Genomic DNA, 23450 nt, shown 5'->3' with positions numbered 1-23450 from the left:
GCCCCGCTTTTGCCTGCGCCGGACGTGTGGACCATACCGCGCAAAGATCTGCCGACCATCCCGGGCTTGACAGCCGCAGCGCGCTATGGTACAATGCAGTTAAAGTCATTTAACTTCCTGTGCGGCAGGTTTTTTCATGCCCCGTCGGTTAGATTACTTTAACCACGTATGGGCCGCACATTCTGCGGCACACTAACAGTACGCGGCGAGATAAAGGAGGAACGGTATGTCAGAGGAGATCCTGATCAGGCAGGGTGCGCCCACGCTGGCGGGCATCAAGACGGGCAGTCTGTTTCCCTGCCCCTGCGATGACCGCGAGGCGCTGCTGACGGATGTGCGGCGGCTGAACCGACAGCTGGTCCCCAAGGGCCTGTGCCTGCTGCCCATCCGGTTCAAGGACGGGCAGGCCCTGCTGTACCTCTACCGCCCCGCCGTGCTGCACCGCGACCTGCAGGACGGTCTGGCCCAGCGCATCCTGACCCAGGCGGGCTATGCCTGCGGCGGCTGCGGCCGCTGCGTGGCCCAGCTCATCCGCCGCTTCCGTGAAAGTGGCGAGTTCCCCCACGAGGTGGGACTGTTTCTCAGCTACCCGCCGGAGGACGTGCAGGGCTTCATCGACCACCGCGCCTGCGACTTCAAGTGTGCGGGGCTGTGGAAGGTATACAGCGACGAGGAGCGGGCCCAGCGGCTGTTCACCCGCTTCAAGCGCTGCACCGAGGACTACTGCGCCCGCTGGCAGGCCGGTTACGACATCGGCCAGCTGGCAGTGGCCATGTAACATCCCCCTAAAAAGAGACGGGCGCGGCACAGCGTCCGTTTCTTTTTTCCCGCCGCAACGGTTGACGGATGCTCCGCCGCAGGCTACAATGGTGCCAGAAGCCATTCAGGAGGTGCTTTATGGACCAGCTTGCGCGTTTTTCCATCAACTGCCACAGCAGCATCCGCTGCGGCGGCGACACGGTGCTGTGGTTCGACCCCTACCGCGTAGCGGCGGAACCCCACGACGGCGATGTCATCTTCGTCACCCACAGCCACAGTGACCACCTATCCCCCGACGACATCCGCCGCGTCATGAAGCCGGACGCCGTGCTGGTGCTGCCGGAGAGCTGTCGCCAGGCAGCGCTGGATACGGGTTTCGCCGCCCGGCAGCTGATGCCGGTGCGCCCCGGGGCGCGGTACGAGGTACGGGGCGTGACCTTCGAGACGGTGCCTGCCTACAATCTGAACAAAAAGTTCCACCCCCGCGCCAACAACTGGGTGGGCTACGTGGTGACGGTGGACGGTCTGCGGTTCTACGTGGCCGGCGACACCGACGACACGCCGGAGGCCCGGGCTGTCCGGTGCGACGCGGCGTTCCTGCCGGCGGGCGGCACCTACACCATGACGGCCCGGGAGGCGGCGGCGCTGGCCGCCTGCATCCGCCCGCAAGCTGCCGTCCCCACCCACTACGGCTGCATCGTGGGCAGCCTGTCCGACGGCGACACCTTCGCCGCAGCCCTCCCGCCGGACATCTCCTGCGTCCGGCTGATACGATAAGGAGCTTCCGTCATGCGATTGATCTCATGGAACGTCAACGGCCTGCGGGCCTGCCTGAATAAGGGCTTTCTGGATTTCTGCACACTGGCGGATGCCGACGTCATCTGCCTGCAGGAGACGAAAATGCGGCCGGAGCAGGCCGATTTCCCGCTGGAGGGCTACTACCGCTTCTGGAACAGCGCTGACAAAGCCGGCTACTCCGGCACCGCCGTGTTCACACGCCGCCAGCCCTTGTCCGTGACCTACGACTTCGGGGATGACGTACACCGCCACGAGGGACGGGTCATCACGGCGGAATTCGAGGACTTCTATCTGGTCTGCTGCTACACCCCCAACTCCAAGGACCAGCTGGCCCGTCTGGACTACCGCATGGCCTGGGAGGATGACATCCGCGACTACCTCCTGGAGCTGGACGCCAAAAAGCCGGTGGTGTACTGCGGCGACCTGAACGTGGCTCATCAGGAGATCGACCTGAAGAATCCCAAATCCAACCGCATGAACCCCGGCTTCTCCGACGAGGAGCGCGCCAAGATGACCCGTCTGCTCTCCAGCGGCTTTGTGGACACCTTTCGCGCCCTGTACCCCGACCGCACCGGCGCCTATTCGTGGTGGAGCTACCGCTTCCACGCCCGGGAAAACAACGCCGGATGGCGCATCGACTACTTCATCGTGTCCCAGCGCCTGATGCCTCGCGTCAAAAACGCCGACATCTGGCCGGAGATCACCGGCAGCGACCACTGCCCCGTGGTACTGGAGCTCACCGACGCATAAAAAAGAGACGGCTGCGCCGTCTCTTTTTTTCGTTATTTTTCCTCCCGCGGCAGCACCAGATTCAACAGCACCGCCATCAGCGTGGCAATGACCACCGGCGACTTGCCGAAGATGGTGGTGACGGCCTCGGGGAACTGCTCCAGCGCCGCAGATGCCTGGGAAATGCCCACGCCCAGCGCCGCAGACAGCCCCACGATGGTGGTGTTCCGCGCCGTGATGCCCTCCGCCGCAATGAGCTTCATGCCGGTCATGGCGATGGTGGAGAACACCGCCACCGTGGCCCCGCCCAGCACGCACTGGGGGATGGTGGTCAGCACGGCGGAGAACTTGGGCACCACGCCCGCCAGCAGCAGGAATCCGCCGGTGAGGGCGAACACCCACCGGTTCACCACCTTGTTGGTGGCCACGATGCCCACGTTCTGGGAATACGTGGCCGTGGGCAGACCGCCCAGCAGCGCCGTCAGGATATTGCTGACGCCGTAGGCCACGATGCCGCCCTGCAATTCGCGGTCCGTGGGCTGTCGATCCATGCCGCCCACCGTGGTGGCCGTCAGGTCGCCGATGGCCTGGATGGAATTGATGGCGAACAGCAGCCCCAGCGCGATACAGCCGGATGGCTCGAACGTGATGCCGAAGGGCAGCAGCTGCGGCAGGGAGAACCATGCCGCCTCGCCGATGCCGGACAGGTCCACCATCCCCGCGATGAACGCCGCTGCGTAACCCGCCAGGATGCCCAGCAGAATGGATGCCAGCCTGCAGATGCCCTTTCCGTGGTTGGTCAGCACCAGCACCACCGTCAGCGTGAACGCCGCGACGGCCCAGTTCTGCCACGAGCCATAGACCAGCGCCTCGGTAAGGCCCCGCTCCTCCACCACGGAGGCGTAGGTATTGCCGGTGCCGCCGGCCATGTAGTTGATGGCCGTGGGGTACAGGGAAAGGCCGATGGTGAACACCACCGTGCCGGTGATGACCGGCGGGAACAGCCTGTGGATGGGCTTGATGAAGATGCCCACCAGCGTGGCGATGACGCCGCCCACGATCATGGCCCCCGCCACCGCGGACAGCCCGCCGTGGCCGGAGACGATGGCCTGCATGCTGGGCAGATAGGCGAAGCTGACGCCGAAGATCACCGGCAGTCCCGCGCCGAACCGTCCCCCGATGGGAAAAAGCTGCAGCAGCGTGGTGACGGCGGACATCACCAGCGACGCCTGGATGAGGAGCACCCGCTGGCTCTGGGGCAGGCCCGCGGCGTGGGCGATGATGATGGCCGGTGTCACGCACCCCACGACCATGGCCACCAGATGCTGCAATGCCATGGAGATGGCCATCCCCACCGGCGGGATACCGCGGAATTGGAACAATGCCTGCTGGCTGGACTGGATCTTTCGCATGGTAGGTCCTCCTTCTGCCCGCCGCGCTTCCCGCGGCGCAGAGCGCTCCGAGAGCGCTTATCAAACACAGTATACCACGTCCGCCCCGCCAATCTCAAATATTTTTTGCCATTCTGACGAATTTTTTGATGCCTCTGCAAAAAAAGAGGGAGCGTCCCGCCAAAAAAAGGAGCATGCCCCGCATGCTCCTCTTTTTTCTGTTATCCCGCCGCCTGCTGCGGCGCGTCCTGTCCGGCCGGCGCCGTGACGTGCACCGCGCCGATGCGGTGGTTCTCCACCTGCGTGACCTCCACATGCAGGCCGCCGCAGTCGAAGCTGTCACCCTGCTCCGGCACCCGTCCGAACTGCTCCATGACCCAGCCGCTGACGGACACCATCTCCGAGTCGGTCTTGATGTGGAACTGCGCGGCGAAGTCCTCCAGATCCATGCCCGCGTCCACGGCCCAGCTGTCGGGCCCCAGCCGCCGCACCGGTGTCTCCTCCTGCTCGTGCTCGTCCCAGATCTCGCCCACCAGCTCCTCTAAAATGTCCTCCATGGTGACGATGCCGCAGGTGCCGCCGTACTCGTCCAGCACCACCGCCACGTGGGTCTTGGCTTGCTGCAGCTTTTTCAGCAGCTGCCGGATGGGCTCGCTCTCCAGTGCAAATACCGGCGGCATCACGATGTCCGCCAACGGCTTCTCTGTCACGCCGCAGCCCACGTAGAAGTCCTTGCGGTGGATGGTGCCCAAGATGTGGTCGATGGACCCCTCATACACCAGCAGGCGGGAGTATTTCGTTCGGGTGAACAGCTCTGCCGCCTCCTCTTTCGCAGCGGTGATGGGCAGCGCCGTCAGATCCACCCGATGGATGAGGATGTCCTCCGCCGTCTGCTCGGAAAAGCCGATGGCGTTTTTCAGCAGCTCGCCCTCGTCGCGGTCGATACTGCCCTCCTGCTGCACCTCGTCCACCAACAGCAGCAGCTCCTCCTGGGACATTTTGCTGTCGCCGTTCAGCCGGAACACGCGGCTCAGCAGCTTCTTCCACAGGGCGAACATCGCGTTCAGCGGCGTCAGCACCCAGATGAGCACCTGCAGAATGGGTGCCGACAGCGCGGCGCATTTCTCCGCGCAGTCCTTGGCGATGCTCTTGGGGGAGATCTCGCCGAAGATCAGCACCACCACCGTCACCACCACGGTGGAGATGGTGGCTCCCGCTTCCCCGTAGTGCCGCACGAACAGCACGGTGCCGATGGACGCAGTGGCGATGTTGACGATATTGTTGCCGATAAGGATGGTGGACAGCAGCCGGTCGTACTTCTCCAGCAGGCGGCACGCCAGCGCCGCGTTCCTGCTGCCCTTCTCCGCCATAGCCCGCAGGCGCGTGGTGTTGGCGGAGGAAAAGGCCGTCTCCGTGGCCGAAAAATAGGCGGACAGCGCCAGGCATACCGCCATCATGATGATACAGGTCGTTGTTGACAAGCTATGTAACTCCTTTTCTGTCGTCTCTGTTTTTTACGCCGCAAAAGCGCCCCTACAAGCGCAAAAAAGCACGTCCGCTCCGCAGGACGCGGGGCAGATATGCCGGCAAAAACAGATGGCAGTTCAAGTGGTCATAGGGGTAGTCACCGCCGTCAGTATCCATAGATGTGCAATGCCTCCTTTTTTGTATAGTTGTTTTATTATAGCACATCCCCCGCCGCCCGCCAAGTTAAGGCTCCGTAAAGAATGTGAAGGGGCGCTTCCCGCCGGAAGCGCCCCGCAGGCTCTCTCACGCCAGTATCCCGCACAGCAGAAACCCCGCCGCAGCCACCGCCGCCGCGCCTGCGGCATAGGGCAGCGTGGCCTTGATGATGGTAATATTGGACACGCCGGTGCCCGCTGTGGTCATAAACACTGCGTTGGCGTAGAAGCAGGTGCTGTATCCCAGACCGATACCGCTCATGACGGCGGCGATGATGACGGGCGCCGTCACGCCCATGGACAGGGCCAGCGGCACGAACACGGGGATGGCGCGGAGATAGTCCCCGAACCCCAGGCCGTACTCCGACACCAGTCCCACGGTAAAGGCCGTCCAGCTGGAAAACGGGACGGTCATGCACAGACAGCAGGCCATGACGTTGGCCTGCACGGCCAGATGCTCCCTGGGGATGCGGTTCCGGTCGGTGATCTCCCGCATGGAGAACGTCACCGCCAGAGCATTGAGGTACTCGTCCACGAACATCACCGCGGACATGACCCACGCCAGCACCAGCGTCCGCTTGGGCCCTCTGGCCGCCTTCAGCAGCAGGTCGCGGAAGCCCATGAGGGCGCCGGACTCCTGAAACAGGGTGATCATGCCTCCGAAGCCGATGGTGATGCACAGCACGAACTGGTACGACGAGTTGGACAGCGCACCGTACAGCGCGTCGATGGCGCCGGTGAGAAAGTGCTGCCGGTGCAGCAGCACCATGCCAGCAGCGTGGCCAATATCATGGCGTCCGCCATTTTGCGGGTCTTGAGGGCATAGACGATCAGGAACACAAGGGGCGCAAAGGCCATGATGATCTCCGCCATGGTGCGTTCTCCTTACTTGGAAAGTTATCCGTAGTATATAGCACACTCCTCCCCCCCTTGACAAGCGCGTTTCCGCCTTGACAGCCTCCGCCGCCGTGCGCTATGATACAGGGGAAAGAAGGTGACGCATCATGGTGGACGGCAACATCATACTGTCCGTGGCCAAGGCCATGGAGCTGCTGCAGGCCCTGAGCCGGGCGGAAAAGCCCCTGACCCTGACGGAGCTGACGGAGTGCTCCGGCTACCCCAAGAGCACGGTGTTCGGCCTGCTGACCACCATGCGGGCCTATGATGTCATCACCCAGACGCCGGAGGGCAAGTACGCCCTGGGCCTGCGCCTGTTTGAGTACGGCCGCCAGGTGGAGCGCAAGTGGGACATCTCCCGCGTGGCCCGCCCCTACATGGAGCATCTGTCCCAGCGCACCGGCGCATCGGTGATGCTCTCCATCTGCGAGGGCGGCAGCGTCATCACCCTGGACCAGGTGGAAGCCCGGGACAAGCTGCGCATCGTGTCGGACGCCGGCGCCCGCCTGCCCATCTACTGTACGTCCCAGGGCAAGGTCTTTCTGGCCCATATGCCCCGCGCCCAGGCGGAGAAGCTGCTGCGCCGCCAGAGCATGACTCAGTTCACCCCCCACACCATCACGGACGTATCCGCCCTGCTGCAGGAGGTGGACGCCTGCCGCACCAACGGCTTCGCCATCGAAAACGGCGAGTACAAGATCGGCCTGCGGTCCATCTCCGCGCCGGTCTACACGGTGGACCGCACCGTGCGCTACACCGTGGGCGTTATCGGCATGTTCCGCAGCACCCATTCCGACGAGTTCCGCAGCGCAGTGGAGCAGGTCTGCGCCACCGCCGCCACGATCTCCGCCGCCCTGGGCTACCGCGAAGCCTGACACCAATATCAGACAGCCCCTCCGGCATGCGCCGAAGGGGCTGTCTTTGTTTTTATGTACGTCACACGCGGCAGCACATACACTTGTCCGCCTTCCCTCTTTCCCACGGTGAGGAGCTCCCGCTTCTCCCGTATGTTCACCGCCGGCAGCCGCTCCACCGCTCCTTTGTTTGGTATGATCGGAATTTCGAGTGGGGTGAAAAAGACATCTCCCGCCGGTTGCCTGCCGCGCCGCGATGTGGTACAATATCCCCCGTCATCGGTACCATCAGTTAACAAGGGCAAACACGCCTGTCACCGCGCCTTTTCGGCGCTTTTTTCCCTTTTCGCCTTGGCTTGCGCCAGCAAGCCTGCGTCTCAAAAACCAAAAATCACTCGAAAAACCATCGCTGACAGGTGCGAAGCAGTTTGGCCGGAGCAGAAATGTGTCCAGACAAGAAAAGGCCCGCAGGGAATACTGGTGGATTGCCAAGGGGCTTGACGCTGTATGGGCGCATTTCGGCCCGTCAAAACCGCGTTTGCCCTTGTCAACTGATGGTAAGGAGGCATCTATGAATCAGAAAGAGCTCAACGAGATACGCCGGCGCTTCAAGCTGGATAAAAATTCCATCAGCCGTATCTACGGCTGCTACGTCAACAGCAGCCGCGAGATCATCGCCTATATCGACGAATCCATGGGACTCATGTCCCAGGAGGAGCAGGAGATGTACCTGGGGCTGCTGAAAAAGGCCCTGTCCGGCGGGCTGGGCCGAAACCTCATCAACATCGAATTTTCCACGGCGCAGGTGGCCGGCAGCGACGAGCACCGCCTGCTTCAGGCCGTGCGGCAGAGCAGCGCGCAGGATAAGGACGCCCGGGAGGCCCTGTACCGCCGCATCATCGACGCCATGGACATGGGCGAGACCAACTATCTCATCCTACTGGCTGCCGACACCTACGATGTGCCCTATAAGGGCCGCGACGACGAGACGTTTTCCGACGGCTCCGACACGGTGTTCCAGTACTTTCTGTGCAGCATCTGTCCTGTAAAAGCCCCGACGCTGGAGCTGAAATACAACAATGAGAACAGCGGCTTCCACAGCGCGTCCACCGGTCACATCGCGCTGCCGCCGGAGCTGGGATTCCTGTTCCCCGCCTTTGATGACCGCGCCGCCAACATCTACAACGCCCTGTTTTACAGCAAAAGCGCCGCTGAGATCCATCAGGAGGTCATCGACGCGGTATTCCGCGTGACGCCGCCGCTGTCCGCCGAGGAGCAGAAAAATGCCTTCGGTACGGCGCTGGGCGACACGCTGCAGCAGGATTGCAGCTACGATGTGGTGCAGTCCGTCCACGAGCAGCTGCGCCAGCGCATTGTGGAGCACAAGGAGAGCCGCGACCCCCAGCCCCTGACGCTGACGCTCCACGAGGTGGGTGACATGCTGGCGGGCAGCGGCGCTACCGTCCGGCAGGCCGAGGCCTTTCAGGAGGAGTGCCGCCGCCAGTACGGCGACGACGCGGCGCTGGACGCCAGGAACCTGATGGAAAGCGGCAAGTTTCAGATCACTACGCCGGAGGTGAAGATCTCCGTGTCGCCGGAGTACAGTGCCATGATCGAGGCACGGGTCATCGATGGGCGGAAATACATCCTCATCCCCGCCGACGAGGGCGTAGAGGTCAACGGCATCGCCGTGAATATCCCCAATCCCCAGAACGGGGAAAGCTGCTGAAAAAGCGCAAAAAACAGGGCAGTTCTGCGAACTGCTCTGTTTTTATATCCAGAAAAGTACGGCTGTTTGGCGGCTTTGGCACTATGACAGTACGGCAGCCGGCCCGCATCAGGTATCGCTGTCCGGCGGCAGCGTCTCATCGGTGACCCGGCCCTTGCAGACGATGTTGGTGGGGCCGGTGAGGTACAGGTCGGCAACGCGGCCCGCGGCGTCGCGCTCCACGTCGATGACGAGCCGCCCGCCGGTCATGTCCACCTGTACGTTTTTGCCGGACACCTTGCCCAGCAGCGTCAGCACCGTCACCACGGAGCCGGTGCCGGTGCCGCAGGCGTAGGTGAAGTCCTCCACACCCCGCTCGTAGGTGCGCTCGTACACGTGGTCTGGGCCGATGAGCTCGTAAAAGTTGACGTTGGCGCCCTTGGGAAAGTCCTTGTAGTACCGGAGCTGACGGCCCAGATGGAACAGCGCCGCCTGATCGCAGCCCCGCAAGCCCGCCATGGGCACCGCCGCGTGGGGGATGCCCGGGTCGCCCAGCTCCAGATAGGCATAGTCGTAGGTGCGGCCATCCACCTCCGCCCTGCCGTCCAGGCGGATATGGCAGGGGTCGTTGAGCCGCACCCGATACTGCCGCTGATCCATGCGCCAGCCGGTGACAAGGCCCGCGGTGGTCTCCACCCGCTGCACATCGCCGGCCAGGCCGTTTTCGTAGCCGTAGCGGCAGATACAGCGGGCGCCGTTGCCGCACATCTCCCCCATGGAGCCGTCGGAGTTGAAGAACAGCATCCGATAATCGCCGCCGCAGACAGGCGGCTTCACCACCATGAGGCCGTCGGCCCCGATGGACAGATGCCGCTGGCACAGGGTGCGGGCCAGCTCCGGCCAGCGGTGGTCCGGCACGGCGTTCCGCCGGTCATCCACCACGATAAAGTCGTTGCCCGCGCCGTTCATCTTCCAGAATTCCATGGCGTTGCTCCTCTCCGCGTCCGGCCACGCCGCGACGCCTTTATGCGCAGTATACCACAGGGCGCGGCGGAACGCACCTGTTTTTCACAAAAAATATCCCACGGTGGGGCGTGGGATATTTTTTGTGAAAAACAGTCCCTCCGGCACAGGGCCGGAGGGACTGCGATGTACGGTTGGGGACGAATCAGCCCCACAGGGTAGTGAGCATGGGGATGACCTGCTTCTTGCGGGACATGACGCCGGGCAGGAACACCGTGTTGTCCTTGGGCTCCACGGCGAAGGCGTTGCGGATGGTATCGTCGCTGCCGATATACAGCAGCTGGCTGCCCTCCTGCAGCACGTCGGTGAGCATCAAAATCACCATGTCGTAGCTGTGGGTACGGCAGACCTTGCGCATGGCGTCCAGCAGCTCCTCCTTGCGCCCCATCAGCTTCTGGGAGTCAATACAGGTGATCTGCCCCACGCCCAGCACCTGCTCGGAGATGTGGAACTCCTTAAAGTCGCTGCGCAGCAGCTCCTCGGCGGACTTGCTGTCGTTGCTGCCGCTGAACAGCTCGCGGCCCAGATCCTTCAGAGACACCTTGGCGATGCGGGCCAGGCGCTCGGCCATGGCGATGTCGCGCTTGGTGCAGGTGGGGGACTTGAACATGACCGTGTCGGACAGGATGGCCGAGGCCATCAGGCCCGCCATGTGGGGCGAGGGCGTGACGCCGTGCTCCTGGTACATGGAGGTGATGATGGTGTTGGTGCTGCCCACCGGCTCGTTGCGGACAGAGATGGGCTGGCGGGTCTGGATGTCCGCCAGACGGTGGTGGTCGATGATGCCCAGGATCTCCGCCTGCTCGATGCCCGGGACGGTCTGGGCCAGCTCGTTGTGGTCCACCAGTACCACCTGCTTGCGGCGAGGCTTCAGCAGGTGATAGCGGGACAGGGTGCCCACCACCTTCTCCTCCGCGTCCAGCACGGGGTAGCAGCGGTAGCGGCTCTTCAGCACCACCTCGCGGACATCGTCGATATAATCGTCCATGTGGAAGGAGATCAGGTCGTCCGTGGCGCAGGGGCGGCTGATGGGCGTGGCCTGATAGATCAGGCGGTGGACGCGGCTGGCATCCAGCGGCGTGGAGATGACGCAGGTCTTCCCCGCGTTCTCCAGCCACTCCGGCTCCACATCGGTCTGGCACAAAATCAGGCAGTCCACCTGTCTATCCAGAGCACGGCGGATCATGTCCGGCTGGCTGCCGCAGAGAACGATGCTGTCCGCGCTGTCGAACAGCAGGTTCTCACAGTTCTGGGGCAGGGCGATGGACACGGTGCCGCTGACGCTGTCCACCAGCTCGCCGCCGTCGCCCATAATGCGGCCCTCAATGACGCTGAGCAGGTTGAAAAGGGGGATCTCCTCCACCTTCGGGTCGCCCACGGTGTTCAGGCTGAAGGTGGCAATGTCGCCGGCGGACAGCATACCATAGAGTGTACCGTCCTCATTGACCACGGGGATGGCGGATATCTTCTGGTCCCGCATCAGCTTCCAGGCGCGGTCCATGGTGACGGAGGCGTCCAGGCAGGGCGGGCGGTCGAAATCCAGATCCTGCACCTGAGTGCGGACATTCTGGATGCAGCGGGGCGGCTTGAAATGGAACCGCTCCAGCATACGGTTGGTCTCATCGCTGATGGTCCCCAGGTGTACCGCCACGTACTCCTTCTCGCCCAGTGCGTTTTTCAGGGCGGCATAGGACATGGCGGCCACGATGGAGTCCGTGTCCGGATTGCGGTGTCCGGTAACATAGATCTCGTTCATGCGTAGTTCTCCTTCGCGCTAATTTGTTCCTGGGACTTATTATAGAGGACGTTTTTCCCGCGGTCAATGCAGTTTTTGCCAAATCCGGCAGATCTCCGCGTCCAGAATTCGGGCAAACCGCGGAGCGTCCGCCGGTGGTGGAAGCACGCGGTCTCCGCCGCTGCTCTCCCGCGGACAAACAGGAATGGATGTGGACAAACGGCGGGATATGTGGTAGGCTTACCGGTGGTAAATTCAGGAAAGCAGGTGGTAGGATGTACAACAGGTCCGGCAGCCACGAGGCGCTGCTGTCCGGCGCACCGCTTCCGACGCTGCTCTACTTCGCGCTGCCCATCATTCTGGGCAACATCTTTCAGCAGCTATACAGCATCGTGGACGCCGTGGTGGTGGGGAAATTTCTGGGCGACCTGCCGCTGTCCGGCATCAGCGTGGCCTCCCCCATCGTGGACGTGGCCAATGCACTCATCATCGGCGGCACGATCGGCGCCGGTGTGCTGTGCGCCCACTTCTGCGGCGCGGAGGACTGGGACCGGATGCGGCGGCTCAATGCCACGTCCCTTATCGGCGGCGCGGTGCTGACGGCGCTCATCTCTGCGGCGGGCATCCTTCTGTCCCCCCTGCTGCTGCGGGCCCAGGGCACGGAGGAAGCCGTGTGCCAGCAGGCGGCGGTGTACCTCCAGCTGGTGTTCGCGGGGCTTATCTTCTGTTTCCTCTACAACTACTATGCCGCCATGCTCCGCTCCTGTGGCAACTCCCGCACGCCGTTCGTCATCCTGCTGCTGTCCTCCACGCTCCACGCCGCGCTGGATCTGCTGTTTGCAGGTGTGCTGGGCTGGGGCATACGGGGCGTGGCGCTGTCCACGGTGCTGTGCCAGGCCTTCTCCGCGGCGGCCTGCATCGTGTACGCCCAGCGGCGCTGCCCGCCGCTGGTACTGCGGCGCGGCGACCTGCGCTTCCACCGCCAGACCGGCGGCATGGTGCTGTCCTACGCCTGGGCGGCGGCGCTGCAGCAAGCTGTGGTGTGCATCGGACGGCTGCTGGTGCAGGGTATGCTGACGCCGCTGGGCACCAGCACCGTCACGGGCTATAACATGTCGCTGCGCACGGAGCAGTTCCTGTTCTGCTTCTCCCAGGGCATCAGCGCCGCCATGGTGGTGTGCCTGTCCCAGAATCTGGGGCACGGCGACAAGCCCCGGGCCCGCCGGTTCTATCGGGTCAGCGTCTGCGCGGAGCTGGCGCTCATTGCCGTGCTGGCCACAGTGTGCTTCCTGCTGCCGGAGCGCATCGTGGGCATCTTCTCCCACAACCCGCAGGTCATCGCCGCAGGGGCGAAGTACACGGGGACCATGGCATATCTGTACGTGTTCGCCTATCTGGGAGAGGTCATCCAGGGCTTCTTCCGCGGGCTGGGGCAGCTGCGGCTGACCATGGTGGCATCGCTTTTGCAGGTGCTGCTGCGGGTGGTGTTGTCCTACCTGCTGATCCCCGTGTGGGGCATCTACGGCATCTGCACGGCGGTGGCAGCGGGCTGGGTGCTGCTGGTAGCCATTGAGGGTGCGTACAGCATCCGGAAGGCCCGGGCGCTGACGCAGGTGTAACGTGCATAAAAAGAGACACCCTCTCGGGTGTCTCTTTTTATGCTCAGTAGTTTTCCTCGCGGACCTCGAAGTAGCTCTGGGGGTGGTTGCAGGTGGGACACACCTCCGGCGCGCTGGTGCCGATGACGATGTGGCCGCAGTTTCGACACTCCCACACCTTCACCTCACTCTTGGCAAACACCTCCGCCATCTCCACATTGTGCAGCAGGGCGCGGTAGCGCTCCTCGTGGTGCTTCTCGATGGCGGCCACCAGACGGAAGCGGTGAGCCAGTTCGGTAAAGCCTTCGGCCTCGGCGGTTTTGGCGAAGTCCTCGTACATGTCCGTCCATTCGTAGTTCTCGCCCTCGGCGGCAGCCTGCAGATTCTCGGCGGTGTCGCCGATACCCTCCAGCTCCTTGAACCAGAGCTTGGCGTGCTCCTTCTCGTTCTCCGCCGTTTTGAGGAACAGGGCCGCGATCTGCTCGTAGCCCTCCTTCCTGGCCTTGGAGGCGAAGAAAGTGTATTTGTTGCGGGCCTCGGATTCGCCGGCAAAGGCCGCCAGCAGATTTTTCTCGGTCTGAGTACCTGCGTATTTCGTCTGTTTCATGGTCATACTCTCCTCTCAGTCTTATGGTCTCCTGCGGACAGTATATGCATTTTGCGGGATTTTTTCAGTGATAAATGCTACAGTTTCCGCTTTTTCCATGGTGGGCGGTAAAAAATGGCGGCGCGGCGGATGTGCATATTCACTTGGTGCCGCGCGGATACTACCTTTGTAAATTTTGCTTTGACTGGAGGAAATTATAGATGAAAGCAACAGGGATCGTGCGCCGGATCGACGATCTGGGACGCGTTGTCATCCCCAAGGAGATCCGCCGCACCATGCGTATCCGCGAGGGCGACCCGTTGTTGATGACATTGGCACGGAAGACCTTGTCTGGGCGCTGTTTTGCGCTCTGGACAATAGAAATAGATGAGATATCTCCCGTGCCATCAGGAAAATTTATGGTGCGCTCCATCGTGCTGCATTGAAGAATGCTGTCAACATCCGGCTGTAGCTTTAACTCAAGCCGGTCTTCGAAGACCCGTATTTCATCTACAAGCAGCTCCAGATCGTTGCGTTCCAGCTTCTCCTTGTTCAGAATATCGTCAAAAACATCCATCGCCGTCTTTGCTGCTCGATTTACCTGAATAATGGTATTTCGCTTGTCAGATAGCAAATCGATCTGGTGTGTCAGTCCTTCAATTCTTTTCTGGAGGTCACTTTCCAACTCGTCATATGTCTCCTCAAGCAACGACTCCTGATCGGGATGCTTCAGGATGTCGCGGATCCTCTGACGCTTCGTTGCTTTTAATTCCTTCCGCAGATCCTCCAGGATTTCAGCGAGATGGTCCGCAGACTGCTCTGTCTCCACCACATTGCTTTCCTCCTGGCGCAGATCCTCGTTTAGTTTTGCAAGCATTTCCGCGGAGCATTCCTTCACCTTACGCACATATTTCTTCAGGAGTTCATCCAGCTTGTCCACACGAATATGGTGAGATGTGCAGCCGGCAAGCCCTCTGCGATGATATGTGCCGCATGTATAGGCAGGCTTCAAATCGTTTCTGCTCATGGAGAACATCGGCGCACCGCAATCTCCGCAAACAAGATAACCTGAGTAGAAATTGTCGTATTTTTTTATTCCGCGGTAGTGGGAACGGGTGCGTTTTTCCCGTAATGCGCGGGTCGTGGCAAAGGTGCGGTAATCAATGATGGCCTGATGGTGGTTTTCAATGACCACATGCTCTCCATCGTTTCGCTTTACCTCTTTTCCATTGATCTTCACCCGCGTGTATTTTCCCTGGCGCAGGGTACCAATGTAGAAGTCATTGTCCAAAATCCCCTGTACCGTCACAATCGCCCAAGTCGCCTTCGCTATGCGCTTACACGCTTCGCCTTCGGCCTCTTTCCGCATCTGCTCGGACATTCTGGGGGTTGGGACCCCCTGCTCTGTGAGGTAATTGGAGATTCGCTTGTAGCCCCACCCTTCGTTGTTGTAGAGATTGAAGATAAGGCGTACAATGTCTGCCTCCGTAGGGACGATCTCGAATTCCTTGTACTTGTTGATACGATACCCATACGGTGCTGCACAGATCCATTGACCATCCGCCTGCCGCCGCTTGATAACATTGCGAACCTTTTTGGAGGTATCCGTCACGGGCATCTCGTTGATCAGGAACTGAAATTGGATCTTCAGCCAATCGTCATCATTGGGGAAGTCAATGCCGTCGCCGATGGAAATAATGCGGACACCTGCGTCGCGCAGATCCTCCAGCTCCACCAAGCCACGACTGTTGCGGCGAGAGAATCGGGAGAAGTCCTTGACGATGAGAACGTCATACCTGTGATCCATCAGTCCGTGCCGCATGGCCTGATAGCCCTCCCGCTGCTCGAATGTATAGCCGGAGCGATCGCGATCCTCGTAGAATGTCAATGTACTGTCCGGAAAGCGATGTTTAACAAAGTCGGTGATGATCGCTTTTTGGTTTTCAATGGACACATTATCCCGGTCCAGTTCTTCGTCTACTGAAATGCGGCAGTAACCGGCAATATCAATGTGTTCAGTCATCCCGACTCACCACCTCTCGATTGAAGCAAGTTCCCATATATTCCTCCGTTTCCAATTACATTCTCTCGCGCAGAACTATTCACAGATAATATTGTACGTCATACGCTTTGAAAATGCAACACGAAAAAGAAAACCGGAGAAGGCAATGATTGCCCTCTCCGGTCGCTTTACACCTACACCGCACTACGTGCGATGCGCTCGGCTTGCACTTCCTTTTCCGCCATACGACGTCGATTGTAAAGCAGCAGGTCTCGCGTATTCTCATACAGATCCTGCTCTCCCGACATGAAGACAGCAACCATGTACTTTTGCTCGCTGTACTTCTTGTATACTTCCTTCAGGGATTCTTTGAGTTTTTCGTCATTCTTCTCGGCCTTGGTAAGCCAGATGTCAACCATCTTCTTTTCCTTGTCAACATTGATTTCCATAATAGCAATCACTCCTTAATCCAAGTATTTCCTTTTGTGAAATGGTTTATACAAGGGATTGCAGCCTCGTTAGAATACAGTAATTCAGGATTTCGGCAAAGACAGCTTTTGACACCTTACTTAGAGCGTTACCCGAGATCCTCGCCCGTTCCAGCGCTGTCTTGATCGCACAGGACCGAACGGGAATTGTCTCTCCGTTTACCCGCATCAGCAAGCTGGTATTCTCCATCGTGTCTTCCAGTATCTCTGCCTTTCCATTACCGTCATAGATCTGCATGTACAGGTTTCCCATGGGTGAGTCCTTCTCAATCGGCTCAAATTCGAGTTTTTTTGATGAGGACATTACCCACCGGCTGTTTTGCTCTCGCTCAGTCAAAAATGAGAGAAATTCCCTAAAATCGCTGAATTTGCGGCTGTAACTATCCGCAAACACTCTGCTTTCCGTCATTTTGATATTCCACCTTTCAAAAATATTCTCAAGCCCATTCACATGGTATTTGGACAAAAAAGCGCGTTCTGATTTGAACCCGTCAAATCAAAACGCTTCTTATTCCGGTTACACTTCTTGGCGTGTAACTATTATTTACCTTACTGGCTCACATTTCATAAAGTCCTGAAAAGAATCACGATCTAATAAGTACAGATGTAGGATACCAACTTATGTGGCTGAATTCCACAATACCTAAAACTACCGTCATTAATAAGAGCTAAAAGCCTTATTGGGATGCGATAATGGAGTAGGGGATAATCGCAGGCAGCGCCCTTCTTTAATGTCCCTTATTTATCGACAATTATAGATTATCCTCCGATTTCGCGGTTAGGTTTGACGCTTACCTTTGACAAGCAAAAGAACGGACGCACAAGCCGAAGCCTGTGCGTCCGTCTCTCACATGAATTTTAGCCTGCAAGACGCTTCCAGTCGTTGTCCAAAGTAACCAACAACTCATCCACTGTTGCAGCACCTGCCAGCATCTTCTGCATATCCTCGCCAAAGGTCTGCATACCGCCTTCGGGATAAAAGGCTGCATAGAAATTTTTTACCTTGCCCGCAGAAATATATTCAGCCAAGTCGGAGCCCAACGGCCCGATTTCCTCGGCTGTAGCAGAGAAATTGGTGAAGGCCGGTATCAGCAGCATCTCGCTGGTGATAAACTTCTGCCCCTCCTCACTGGTCACGAGCCAGGACATGAAGTCTTTCGCCACATCCTTTACCGCCGATTCTTTGTTAACACCCCAATAGGTGGTAACACCCGCCAGCATAAAGTCATTCTTTGATGCATCTTCGAACATAGGTACAGGGAACATGCCTACTTTGAGATTGGGATTAAGCTCATCAAAGGATGCTTGATTCCAGTTGCCGCCGAAGGTAATTGCAACCTCCTCATTGGCAAACTTGGAGACCTGCGTTAAAAAGTCAATTGACAGCATATTCTCGATCTGCGTGCTCTCCCACTGCCAATATTCCATAATTTCCTTAGCCAGTGGTGCAGTGGCAAACGAGGTCGTTCCATCAGCGAGACCGGCCATAAACGCGAGAGGATCTTTCTGCATCGCGATGACATAATTTACGCCATAGTAAGCGCGGCCATACGAGCTGCCGTCATTGATCAGAGGCGTATAGCCGGCTGCCTCTAACTTTTTCATGCAGGCAAGCAGTTCCGAATAGGTGGTCGGAACGCTCTCAATACCAGCATTTTCAAACATGGTCTTGTTGTACATATAAGCACCGCCCTCTACACAGAGCGGCATACCATAAATACCGCCCAAGTCGATGCTGTTGTAGGCGATGTCGACCATGTCGTTTGTCCAAGGCTGATCGGAAAGATCTTCCAGCTAATCCTTCCAAAGTACCATGTCAGAGTAACCGCTCAGGGCAAAAATATCCGGTTTCTCACCGCCGGCGAAACGCGTTTTCAATTCCGCGTTGTAGGGCTCGGCTACCAAGGAGACAATTTCAAATTCCACATTCGGGTGTGTATTTTGGTAAGCCTTTGTGGCATTGAGCAACCCAGACTCAATTTCGATTTTGTTATTCAGGATCGTGACCTTGACGGCATCTTCCTCATTGTCAGATGCGGAGTCTTCACGATTCCCGCAGGCGCACAAGCTAAACATCAGTGCAAGTGCAATGATCAACGGCAAAAACTTCTTACTTTTTTTCATTGGTGGCCCTCCTCAAATTTTGATTATATTAACCCTTAGTTGCGCCGTCTGACACACCACCTAAAATCTGTTTTTGCAGTAACAAAAACGCGATAATCGTGGGGATCATTGACATGACAAGCGCGGCTAGGGCAATATCCCACTTGCTGGCATACATACCGAACAGCTTATTGATGCCAACTTGAATCGTGTCATATTTCGTGCTATTTAGGAGCGTTTGCGGTATCATGAAGTCATTCCATACCCAGAACAAATCCATGGCGATCAAACTAAATACCGTATTTTTCATGAGCGGAAACACAATGCAGAAAAATGTTCGAACCGGCCCACAACCATCCAGCGCCGCAGCTTCTTCCAGTTCCCGGGGCAATGTTTTTACAGCGCTTTGCATCATAAAGAAACCAAAGGCAAGACCTACGCCGGCAAAAACGATTATTGCACCGGGAAGCGTATTGTTGATGTGCAGAACGGTTGTGATTTTCACCAACGGAATCATCAGGGATGCGAAGGGGATCAGCATAGACACCATAAGAAGTGCGGTGAATGTCCGCGTTACAGCGTTCCGGTAACGGTGGCACCAGTAGGCACTCATTGCAGAAAACACCACAACGGCAGACACACTGCAGATGGTTAGAATTGCCGAGTTGCGCAGAAGCTTTCCCATGGATGTGATTTTCCATGCCTGAATAAAATTTGACAGCTGCACTGTCTTTGGCAAACTTAAAGGTGCGCCGAGAATTTCTCCAACAGGCTTTATGGAATTGATGAAAACTATGATGATAGGGTAGACAAAGATTGCAAGCAGGAGAAGCAAGGCAATAGCAAGCAAAATAGTTCTGATTATAGTTCTTCTATTTCTCATAACCATTTTTTCTCCAATCTGTTTGTCACAATGCGCTGCGTGAGCACAATCACCGACATGATCAGGATGAAAATAAGAGATTCTGCCGTTGCCATCCCGTACATATTATTCGAAAAGGCTTCATAATAAATGTTGAGCGCCAGTGTCCGTGTTGATCCGTAGGGACCGCCTTTTGTCATAGCCAGACTAAGTTCAAACATTTTAAACGCACAGGCCGTCGTCCAGAAAACACAGGTAGATATATAGGGGATGATCTGTGGTACCTTGATCTTGAAAAACGTTGTGATAGAACCGGCTCCGTCAATTTTAGCAGATTCCAGCACTTCCTTCGAGATAGAAATCAGGCCGGATGAGATAATAACCATCACATAACCCAAATTCTGCCAGACAAATACGATTCCCAGCGCAAAAAAGGCGGTATTCTCATATCCCAGCCAAGGAATGGTTAAGGCTGAAATATGAAGCAGTTTACCGATGGAAGGCAGTGCTTCCAAAAACACATACTGCCATACAAAACCAAGCACCATACCACCAATGGTATAAGGGAGATAGAAGATGGTTTTGGTGACGTTACGTAATGGGATTTTGGAAGTTACCAACAACGCGACCAAAGTTCCCAAGACCACCACCAGGATGATGTTGAACACAGAGAGCGTTACCGTGAACGAAAGAGCATCGAGAAACGAGGTCTTTCCGGTAAAAATATCCACGAAGTTCTGCAGCCCAATAAAAGTCAACTTACGGGAAACGCCATTCCAATCCGTCAGTGAATAGAAGCAGCTGACGAGAAATGGTGCAACGATACCAATAGAAAATACCAATATTGATGGGCCTAAAAAGAGCCCGTGAACCCAGAGTCGTGGTTTGTTCGTTTTCATACGGAAGCTCCATTTTTCGATACAGATGTTTCTTCCTTCTCGATGTCTTTTTTGCGCAGATAAATCCGGGCTTCATAGGGGCGGATAGATATTTCTGCCTTCAGTGGCTCGGGATGTGTTGAATAATTGCCCAGCAGCAGTGAAACGCCGGATTTCAGAAAATCCGCTGGCACAGCCACTTTTGCCTCTTGGGCAGTGAAATTGCACAGGACCAGCAGTTCCTCATCCTCGAGTATCCGGAGGAACGAGTAGACTGCGGGGTTGGATGCGTCTGTTAATTCATAGCGCCCATAAACGAAAACATCATGCTGCTTACGGATGGAAAGCAGCTGCTTATAATATGACAAAATCGAGTTTTCGTCCGCCATCTGTGCCGCTGCATTGATGGTGAGGTAGTTTGGATTTACCCGCATCCAAGGAATACCGTTGGTAAAACCAGCGTTTTCCGTAGCATCCCACTGCATGGGTGTTCTGGCATTATCACGTGCCCGGAATCTGGCCGCCTTCATAAACTCATCATTTGATATTTTTCCGGAGTCCACAAAATCATGATAGAAGTTTCTTGCTTCATCATCTAAAAAATCGTCCACAGTGTCAAACACTGTGTTAGTCATACCCAACTCATCTCCCTGATAGAGGAAAGGTGTTCCTTGTAACGACATTTGGAACGTGGCCAGCATTTTGGCTGACTCCTTATGAAATATCTGGTCATTTCCGTATCGGGAGACAGATCGGGGCATATCGTGGCTGCCAAGGCAAACTGTATTCCACGCTTTGTCTGCCAGCACTTGCTGCCACTTGGTGAAAATCTCCTTGATTTCCAGTACAGAAGGCACTTGGGTATGCCACTTAAAAGTGGGGCCGTTGTTTCGGTAGTTGTCCAATTCATACTGGAAAATCATCTGAAACTCGCCCCGATCAAAGCCAGCGAACAATAGGGCGTCCTCTGGGCGAACATTGTCGGTCTGGCCAACCAGCATGATATTGTATTTATCGTCTAATCCTTTGAGCAGCTCCTGAAGATAGGGGTGGGTATGTTTTCCGTTTGCATAATCTCCGATGCGATAAGGGTCAGGCCAGTCGGACATATCCTCTGGCTTGGAGAATAGATTAATGGCATCAAACCGAAAACCATCCACGCCCTTTTCGCACCAAAACTCCAAAATTTTCCGCAATTCCCGGCGCACGGCAGGGTTTTCCCAGTTCAAATCGGGCTGTTGTTTGAAGAAGAGATGCATATAGTACGCGTCTGAGACCGAATCATGCTCCCACGCAGAACCGCCGAAAATACTCATCCAATTGTTTGGCTCATGTCCATCTACAGGATCAGCCCACACATAATAGTCCCGATATTTACTATCTCGCCTACGACTCTCCACAAACCACGGATGCTGATCGGAGGTGTGGTTGAATACGGCGTCCAGAACCACGCGCAGCCCTTTTTCGTGGGCGCGGCACAGCAGTCTCTCAAAATCTTCCAGCGTGCCGAACTTCTCCATAATGCCATAGTAGTCCTTGACATCATACCCGTTGTCGAACATAGGGGAGTCGAAAATGGGACACAGCCAGAGAACATCCACACCGAGTTCTTTTAAGTAATCCAGTCTGGTTATGATTCCGTTCAAATCACCAAAACCATCGCCGTTTGAATCCTGAAAGCTCTGCGGATAAATCTGATATACAACTGCCTCTTTCCACCATTGTTTGTGCATGCGAATTCCTCCTACGGTAAAGCTATGATGTAAGACGTGGCAGCCAGCCACACCTTTTTTCATCCCAAATTCTTAACAACTTATATCTATTCCGGCGGGTAAGCTGCCCCCGCTCTGGCTTGAGATACCGTACCCTTTTCAGCCTCGTTAGATTTACGGGGCGTTTTTCTGCTTTTGGCTGTTATTCGTAGGACTCTAATCTGATCGACAACCTCTTGCAATTCCTTTAACATTAATATAATATTTAATTACGGATAATTCTAACATAAAGACACGCACATAATAACAAAATTCTATTTAGCGGATTGGGGTATTGCAATATGTATCACCGCAAGGAAGAAGAACAGCAGTTAAGAGAAAATGTCCGTCACAGCGAGGGGCAAATGCCGGTTAAGATTTATTCCTGCAGCTTTTCAGAGAAGTTGACAAGTATTCTTTCGCACTGGCATCAAGAGATTGAAGTTACATTGATTTGCAGCGGAAAAACTTCATATCAAGTTGGCGGTATTGAATTTTTGGCGCATGAAGGTGATATTCTCATTATTTCCCCATGCGTGCTGCATGGAGCCAGAAAGTTGCCGAGGGTAGCCTGCAAGACAGAGAGCATTGTTTGTGATTTGCACATGTTCTGTTCCGCTGCTACTGAGGGTGCCATCTATCAGTTGTTTCTGCCAATTATTGCACAGAAGCGCCGGTTTAAGACCCTGATTCGACCGGGAGATCCTGCCTATGCGCAGATATTCTCTTGTGTTTCCTCCGCGATCAGCTGCTATAATAATCGTATTCGCTATTGGGAAATCCTTTTTAAAAAACACATGCTATACCTATTTTATCTTTTGCTGGATAACAATTATTTGCAAACTCCCGGAGAGGGTGATAGCGACCCAAAAAACGAAGAAGTGATCCGAAATGTATTGGATTACATTTCCGACCATCTATCCGAGAATTTGTCCATCGAAAAGCTGGCGGCAATCAGCAAATACAGTCCCAGCCATTTTATGAAGGTGTTTAAACAGAACACAGGCATTACCTGTAACCAGTTTATTCTACAGCATCGTCTCGACTATGCCACAAAACTACTGCAGGAGTCATCTCAAAGTGTTACAGAAGTCGCCTTAAATTGTGGCTTTAACAACATCTCTTATTTTATTCATTGCTTCCATAAGCAGTTTCTTTGCACGCCGGCAGCTTATCGCAAAATTGCTCAGCAGCAGAGCCATAATTAAAGGACAGGCCTGTGGAGCCAAAGGCAAGCAGCCGCTTGCATTTCCATATTAAAGCAGCTGATTTTCCCGCGAAAGGGAATGTATTACGTTATCGTCCTCTCCTTCTAATTCATTCCGCTGCCTCGCACAGTGCCTGCCACGCCTTTACCATCGCAAAGGTGTCCAACTCGCAGTATTTCAGCAGGTCATGCCGCGCCTTGGCTTGCTCCTCCGGCGGCATATCCTTCATTTTGGGGAAAATACTCATGGCCTGCTCACTCCGCACGGTCCTGCGAAGATAGGTGAACCTCCCCCGCTCCTTAAAGCGCGATGCTGCCGGTTTCCTTACTATCCATCGCAAAATTCAGCAGTGTTCCCTTGCAGACGGCGGCGAAATACTGCGTCGCCTCAAGCTGTGC

21 protein-coding genes and 2 pseudogenes are annotated in these 23450 nt (G+C 56.5%); 8 read left to right on the top strand and 15 right to left on the bottom strand.

What is annotated here, in order from left to right; translation table 11 throughout:
* Positions 1–226: 226 nt before the first annotated feature.
* The 3 genes from ACZM22_RS07315 to ACZM22_RS07305 all read left to right on the top strand — a co-directional run bounded on the left by ACZM22_RS07315 (position 227) and on the right by ACZM22_RS07305 (position 2307).
* Positions 227–778 (top strand): DUF3793 family protein, encoded by a 552-nt coding sequence (locus tag ACZM22_RS07315; protein ID WP_489543601.1) that lies wholly within the window; start codon positions 227–229, stop codon positions 776–778.
* A 119-nt stretch (positions 779–897) separates the two neighbouring features.
* Positions 898–1536, top strand: a complete 639-nt coding sequence (locus ACZM22_RS07310) for an MBL fold metallo-hydrolase (RefSeq protein ID WP_483268652.1) — start codon at positions 898–900, stop codon at positions 1534–1536.
* 12 nt (positions 1537–1548) lie between these two features.
* The gene (locus tag ACZM22_RS07305; RefSeq protein ID WP_489543600.1) at positions 1549–2307 is read left to right on the top strand and encodes an exodeoxyribonuclease III; all 759 of its coding nucleotides are present in this window, start codon (positions 1549–1551) and stop codon (positions 2305–2307) included.
* A 32-nt stretch (positions 2308–2339) separates the two neighbouring features.
* Here the strand turns inward: ACZM22_RS07305 and ACZM22_RS07300 are convergent, their stop codons facing one another.
* The 3 genes from ACZM22_RS07300 to ACZM22_RS07290 all read right to left on the bottom strand — a co-directional run bounded on the left by ACZM22_RS07300 (position 2340) and on the right by ACZM22_RS07290 (position 6128).
* Entirely contained in the window at positions 2340–3698 is a 1359-nt protein-coding gene (locus tag ACZM22_RS07300; RefSeq protein WP_483268650.1) for a uracil-xanthine permease family protein, read from the bottom strand.
* A gap of 200 nt (positions 3699–3898) precedes the next feature.
* The gene (locus ACZM22_RS07295) at positions 3899–5158 is read right to left on the bottom strand and encodes an HlyC/CorC family transporter (RefSeq protein ID WP_489543599.1); all 1260 of its coding nucleotides are present in this window, start codon (positions 5156–5158) and stop codon (positions 3899–3901) included.
* A gap of 289 nt (positions 5159–5447) precedes the next feature.
* The gene (locus ACZM22_RS07290; RefSeq protein ID WP_489543598.1) at positions 5448–6128 is read right to left on the bottom strand and encodes a hypothetical protein; all 681 of its coding nucleotides are present in this window, start codon (positions 6126–6128) and stop codon (positions 5448–5450) included.
* A gap of 235 nt (positions 6129–6363) precedes the next feature.
* Between ACZM22_RS07290 and ACZM22_RS07285 the strand changes: the two genes are divergently transcribed.
* Entirely contained in the window at positions 6364–7131 is a 768-nt protein-coding gene (locus tag ACZM22_RS07285) for an IclR family transcriptional regulator (protein ID WP_489543597.1), read from the top strand.
* Between the two features lie 550 nt (positions 7132–7681).
* Positions 7682–8839 carry a DUF4317 domain-containing protein gene (locus ACZM22_RS07280; protein ID WP_489543596.1) on the top strand — a complete coding sequence of 386 codons (1158 nt, stop codon included), beginning with the start codon at positions 7682–7684 and terminating at the stop codon, positions 8837–8839.
* Between the two features lie 108 nt (positions 8840–8947).
* On the opposite strand, the gene dapF is transcribed toward ACZM22_RS07280, so the two are convergent.
* Complete coding sequence (gene dapF, locus ACZM22_RS07275) at positions 8948–9802, bottom strand: diaminopimelate epimerase (RefSeq protein ID WP_489543595.1); 855 nt, start codon at positions 9800–9802, stop codon at positions 8948–8950.
* Between the two features lie 184 nt (positions 9803–9986).
* Positions 9987–11597: a putative manganese-dependent inorganic diphosphatase gene (locus ACZM22_RS07270; RefSeq protein ID WP_489543594.1), complete on the bottom strand. Its 1611-nt coding sequence runs from the start codon at positions 11595–11597 to the stop codon at positions 9987–9989.
* 254 nt (positions 11598–11851) lie between these two features.
* Between ACZM22_RS07270 and ACZM22_RS07265 the strand changes: the two genes are divergently transcribed.
* Positions 11852–13195 carry an MATE family efflux transporter gene (locus ACZM22_RS07265; protein WP_489543593.1) on the top strand — a complete coding sequence of 448 codons (1344 nt, stop codon included), beginning with the start codon at positions 11852–11854 and terminating at the stop codon, positions 13193–13195.
* A gap of 43 nt (positions 13196–13238) precedes the next feature.
* Here the strand turns inward: ACZM22_RS07265 and rbr are convergent, their stop codons facing one another.
* On the bottom strand, positions 13239–13781 hold the full coding sequence (gene rbr, locus ACZM22_RS07260) for a rubrerythrin (RefSeq protein WP_483269073.1): 543 nt from the start codon (positions 13779–13781) through the stop codon (positions 13239–13241).
* A gap of 200 nt (positions 13782–13981) precedes the next feature.
* Between rbr and ACZM22_RS07255 the strand changes: the two are divergent.
* A pseudogene (locus tag ACZM22_RS07255) lies at positions 13982–14083 on the top strand (AbrB/MazE/SpoVT family DNA-binding domain-containing protein); the annotation flags it as partial.
* A 590-nt stretch (positions 14084–14673) separates the two neighbouring features.
* Here the strand turns inward: ACZM22_RS07255 and ACZM22_RS07250 are convergent.
* From ACZM22_RS07250 to ACZM22_RS07215, 8 genes and pseudogenes are all read right to left on the bottom strand, one after another.
* Positions 14674–15783: pseudogene (locus ACZM22_RS07250) on the bottom strand (recombinase family protein); the annotation flags it as partial.
* Positions 15784–15956: 173 nt separating this feature from the next.
* Positions 15957–16211, bottom strand: coding sequence for a hypothetical protein (locus ACZM22_RS07245; RefSeq protein WP_483273720.1), 255 nt, complete (start codon positions 16209–16211; stop codon positions 15957–15959).
* A 46-nt stretch (positions 16212–16257) separates the two neighbouring features.
* On the bottom strand, positions 16258–16659 hold the full coding sequence (locus ACZM22_RS07240) for a hypothetical protein (RefSeq protein ID WP_489543592.1): 402 nt from the start codon (positions 16657–16659) through the stop codon (positions 16258–16260).
* A gap of 449 nt (positions 16660–17108) precedes the next feature.
* Entirely contained in the window at positions 17109–18044 is a 936-nt protein-coding gene (locus ACZM22_RS07235; protein WP_489543621.1) for an ABC transporter substrate-binding protein, read from the bottom strand.
* A complete protein-coding gene (locus ACZM22_RS07230; RefSeq protein WP_489543591.1) occupies positions 18045–18374 on the bottom strand; it encodes a hypothetical protein in 330 nt (109 codons plus the stop codon).
* A gap of 28 nt (positions 18375–18402) precedes the next feature.
* On the bottom strand, positions 18403–19236 hold the full coding sequence (locus ACZM22_RS07225) for a carbohydrate ABC transporter permease (protein ID WP_489543590.1): 834 nt from the start codon (positions 19234–19236) through the stop codon (positions 18403–18405).
* Positions 19233–20114 carry a carbohydrate ABC transporter permease gene (locus tag ACZM22_RS07220; protein ID WP_484438472.1) on the bottom strand — a complete coding sequence of 294 codons (882 nt, stop codon included), beginning with the start codon at positions 20112–20114 and terminating at the stop codon, positions 19233–19235. The genes ACZM22_RS07225 and ACZM22_RS07220 overlap by 4 nt, the downstream gene beginning before the upstream one ends.
* Positions 20111–21826 (bottom strand): glycoside hydrolase family 13 protein, encoded by a 1716-nt coding sequence (locus ACZM22_RS07215; protein ID WP_489543589.1) that lies wholly within the window; start codon positions 21824–21826, stop codon positions 20111–20113. The genes ACZM22_RS07220 and ACZM22_RS07215 overlap by 4 nt, the downstream gene beginning before the upstream one ends.
* Before the next feature lie 320 nt (positions 21827–22146).
* On the opposite strand from ACZM22_RS07215, the gene ACZM22_RS07210 reads away from it, so the two are divergent.
* The gene (locus tag ACZM22_RS07210) at positions 22147–23052 is read left to right on the top strand and encodes a helix-turn-helix domain-containing protein (protein WP_489543588.1); all 906 of its coding nucleotides are present in this window, start codon (positions 22147–22149) and stop codon (positions 23050–23052) included.
* Positions 23053–23161: 109 nt separating this feature from the next.
* On the opposite strand, the gene ACZM22_RS07205 is transcribed toward ACZM22_RS07210, so the two are convergent.
* Positions 23162–23299, bottom strand: a complete 138-nt coding sequence (locus ACZM22_RS07205; RefSeq protein ID WP_489543587.1) for a hypothetical protein — start codon at positions 23297–23299, stop codon at positions 23162–23164.
* Positions 23300–23450: the final 151 nt, after the last annotated feature.

Source organism: Vescimonas sp. (assembly GCF_057856985.1).
This window is presented reverse-complemented; position numbering and strand designations above follow the sequence as displayed.

What these genes read in the sequence shown, in the direction of transcription:
- ACZM22_RS07315 (WP_489543601.1), top strand. Translation starts at nt 227, where the DNA reads ATGTCAGAGGAGATCCTGATCAGGCAGGGTGCGCCCACGCTGGCGGGC.
- ACZM22_RS07310 (WP_483268652.1), top strand. Translation starts at nt 898, where the DNA reads ATGGACCAGCTTGCGCGTTTTTCCATCAACTGCCACAGCAGCATCCGC.
- ACZM22_RS07305 (WP_489543600.1), top strand. Translation starts at nt 1,549, where the DNA reads ATGCGATTGATCTCATGGAACGTCAACGGCCTGCGGGCCTGCCTGAAT.
- ACZM22_RS07300 (WP_483268650.1), bottom strand. Translation starts at nt 3,698, where the DNA reads ATGCGAAAGATCCAGTCCAGCCAGCAGGCATTGTTCCAATTCCGCGGT.
- ACZM22_RS07290 (WP_489543598.1), bottom strand. Translation starts at nt 6,128, where the DNA reads ATGGTGCTGCTGCACCGGCAGCACTTTCTCACCGGCGCCATCGACGCG.
- ACZM22_RS07285 (WP_489543597.1), top strand. Translation starts at nt 6,364, where the DNA reads ATGGTGGACGGCAACATCATACTGTCCGTGGCCAAGGCCATGGAGCTG.
- ACZM22_RS07280 (WP_489543596.1), top strand. Translation starts at nt 7,682, where the DNA reads ATGAATCAGAAAGAGCTCAACGAGATACGCCGGCGCTTCAAGCTGGAT.
- dapF (WP_489543595.1), bottom strand. Translation starts at nt 9,802, where the DNA reads ATGGAATTCTGGAAGATGAACGGCGCGGGCAACGACTTTATCGTGGTG.
- ACZM22_RS07270 (WP_489543594.1), bottom strand. Translation starts at nt 11,597, where the DNA reads ATGAACGAGATCTATGTTACCGGACACCGCAATCCGGACACGGACTCC.
- ACZM22_RS07265 (WP_489543593.1), top strand. Translation starts at nt 11,852, where the DNA reads ATGTACAACAGGTCCGGCAGCCACGAGGCGCTGCTGTCCGGCGCACCG.
- rbr (WP_483269073.1), bottom strand. Translation starts at nt 13,781, where the DNA reads ATGAAACAGACGAAATACGCAGGTACTCAGACCGAGAAAAATCTGCTG.
- ACZM22_RS07245 (WP_483273720.1), bottom strand. Translation starts at nt 16,211, where the DNA reads ATGGAAATCAATGTTGACAAGGAAAAGAAGATGGTTGACATCTGGCTT.
- ACZM22_RS07240 (WP_489543592.1), bottom strand. Translation starts at nt 16,659, where the DNA reads ATGACGGAAAGCAGAGTGTTTGCGGATAGTTACAGCCGCAAATTCAGC.
- ACZM22_RS07230 (WP_489543591.1), bottom strand. Translation starts at nt 18,374, where the DNA reads ATGAAAAAAAGTAAGAAGTTTTTGCCGTTGATCATTGCACTTGCACTG.
- ACZM22_RS07225 (WP_489543590.1), bottom strand. Translation starts at nt 19,236, where the DNA reads ATGAGAAATAGAAGAACTATAATCAGAACTATTTTGCTTGCTATTGCC.
- ACZM22_RS07220 (WP_484438472.1), bottom strand. Translation starts at nt 20,114, where the DNA reads ATGAAAACGAACAAACCACGACTCTGGGTTCACGGGCTCTTTTTAGGC.
- ACZM22_RS07215 (WP_489543589.1), bottom strand. Translation starts at nt 21,826, where the DNA reads ATGCACAAACAATGGTGGAAAGAGGCAGTTGTATATCAGATTTATCCG.
- ACZM22_RS07210 (WP_489543588.1), top strand. Translation starts at nt 22,147, where the DNA reads ATGTATCACCGCAAGGAAGAAGAACAGCAGTTAAGAGAAAATGTCCGT.
- ACZM22_RS07205 (WP_489543587.1), bottom strand. Translation starts at nt 23,299, where the DNA reads ATGAGTATTTTCCCCAAAATGAAGGATATGCCGCCGGAGGAGCAAGCC.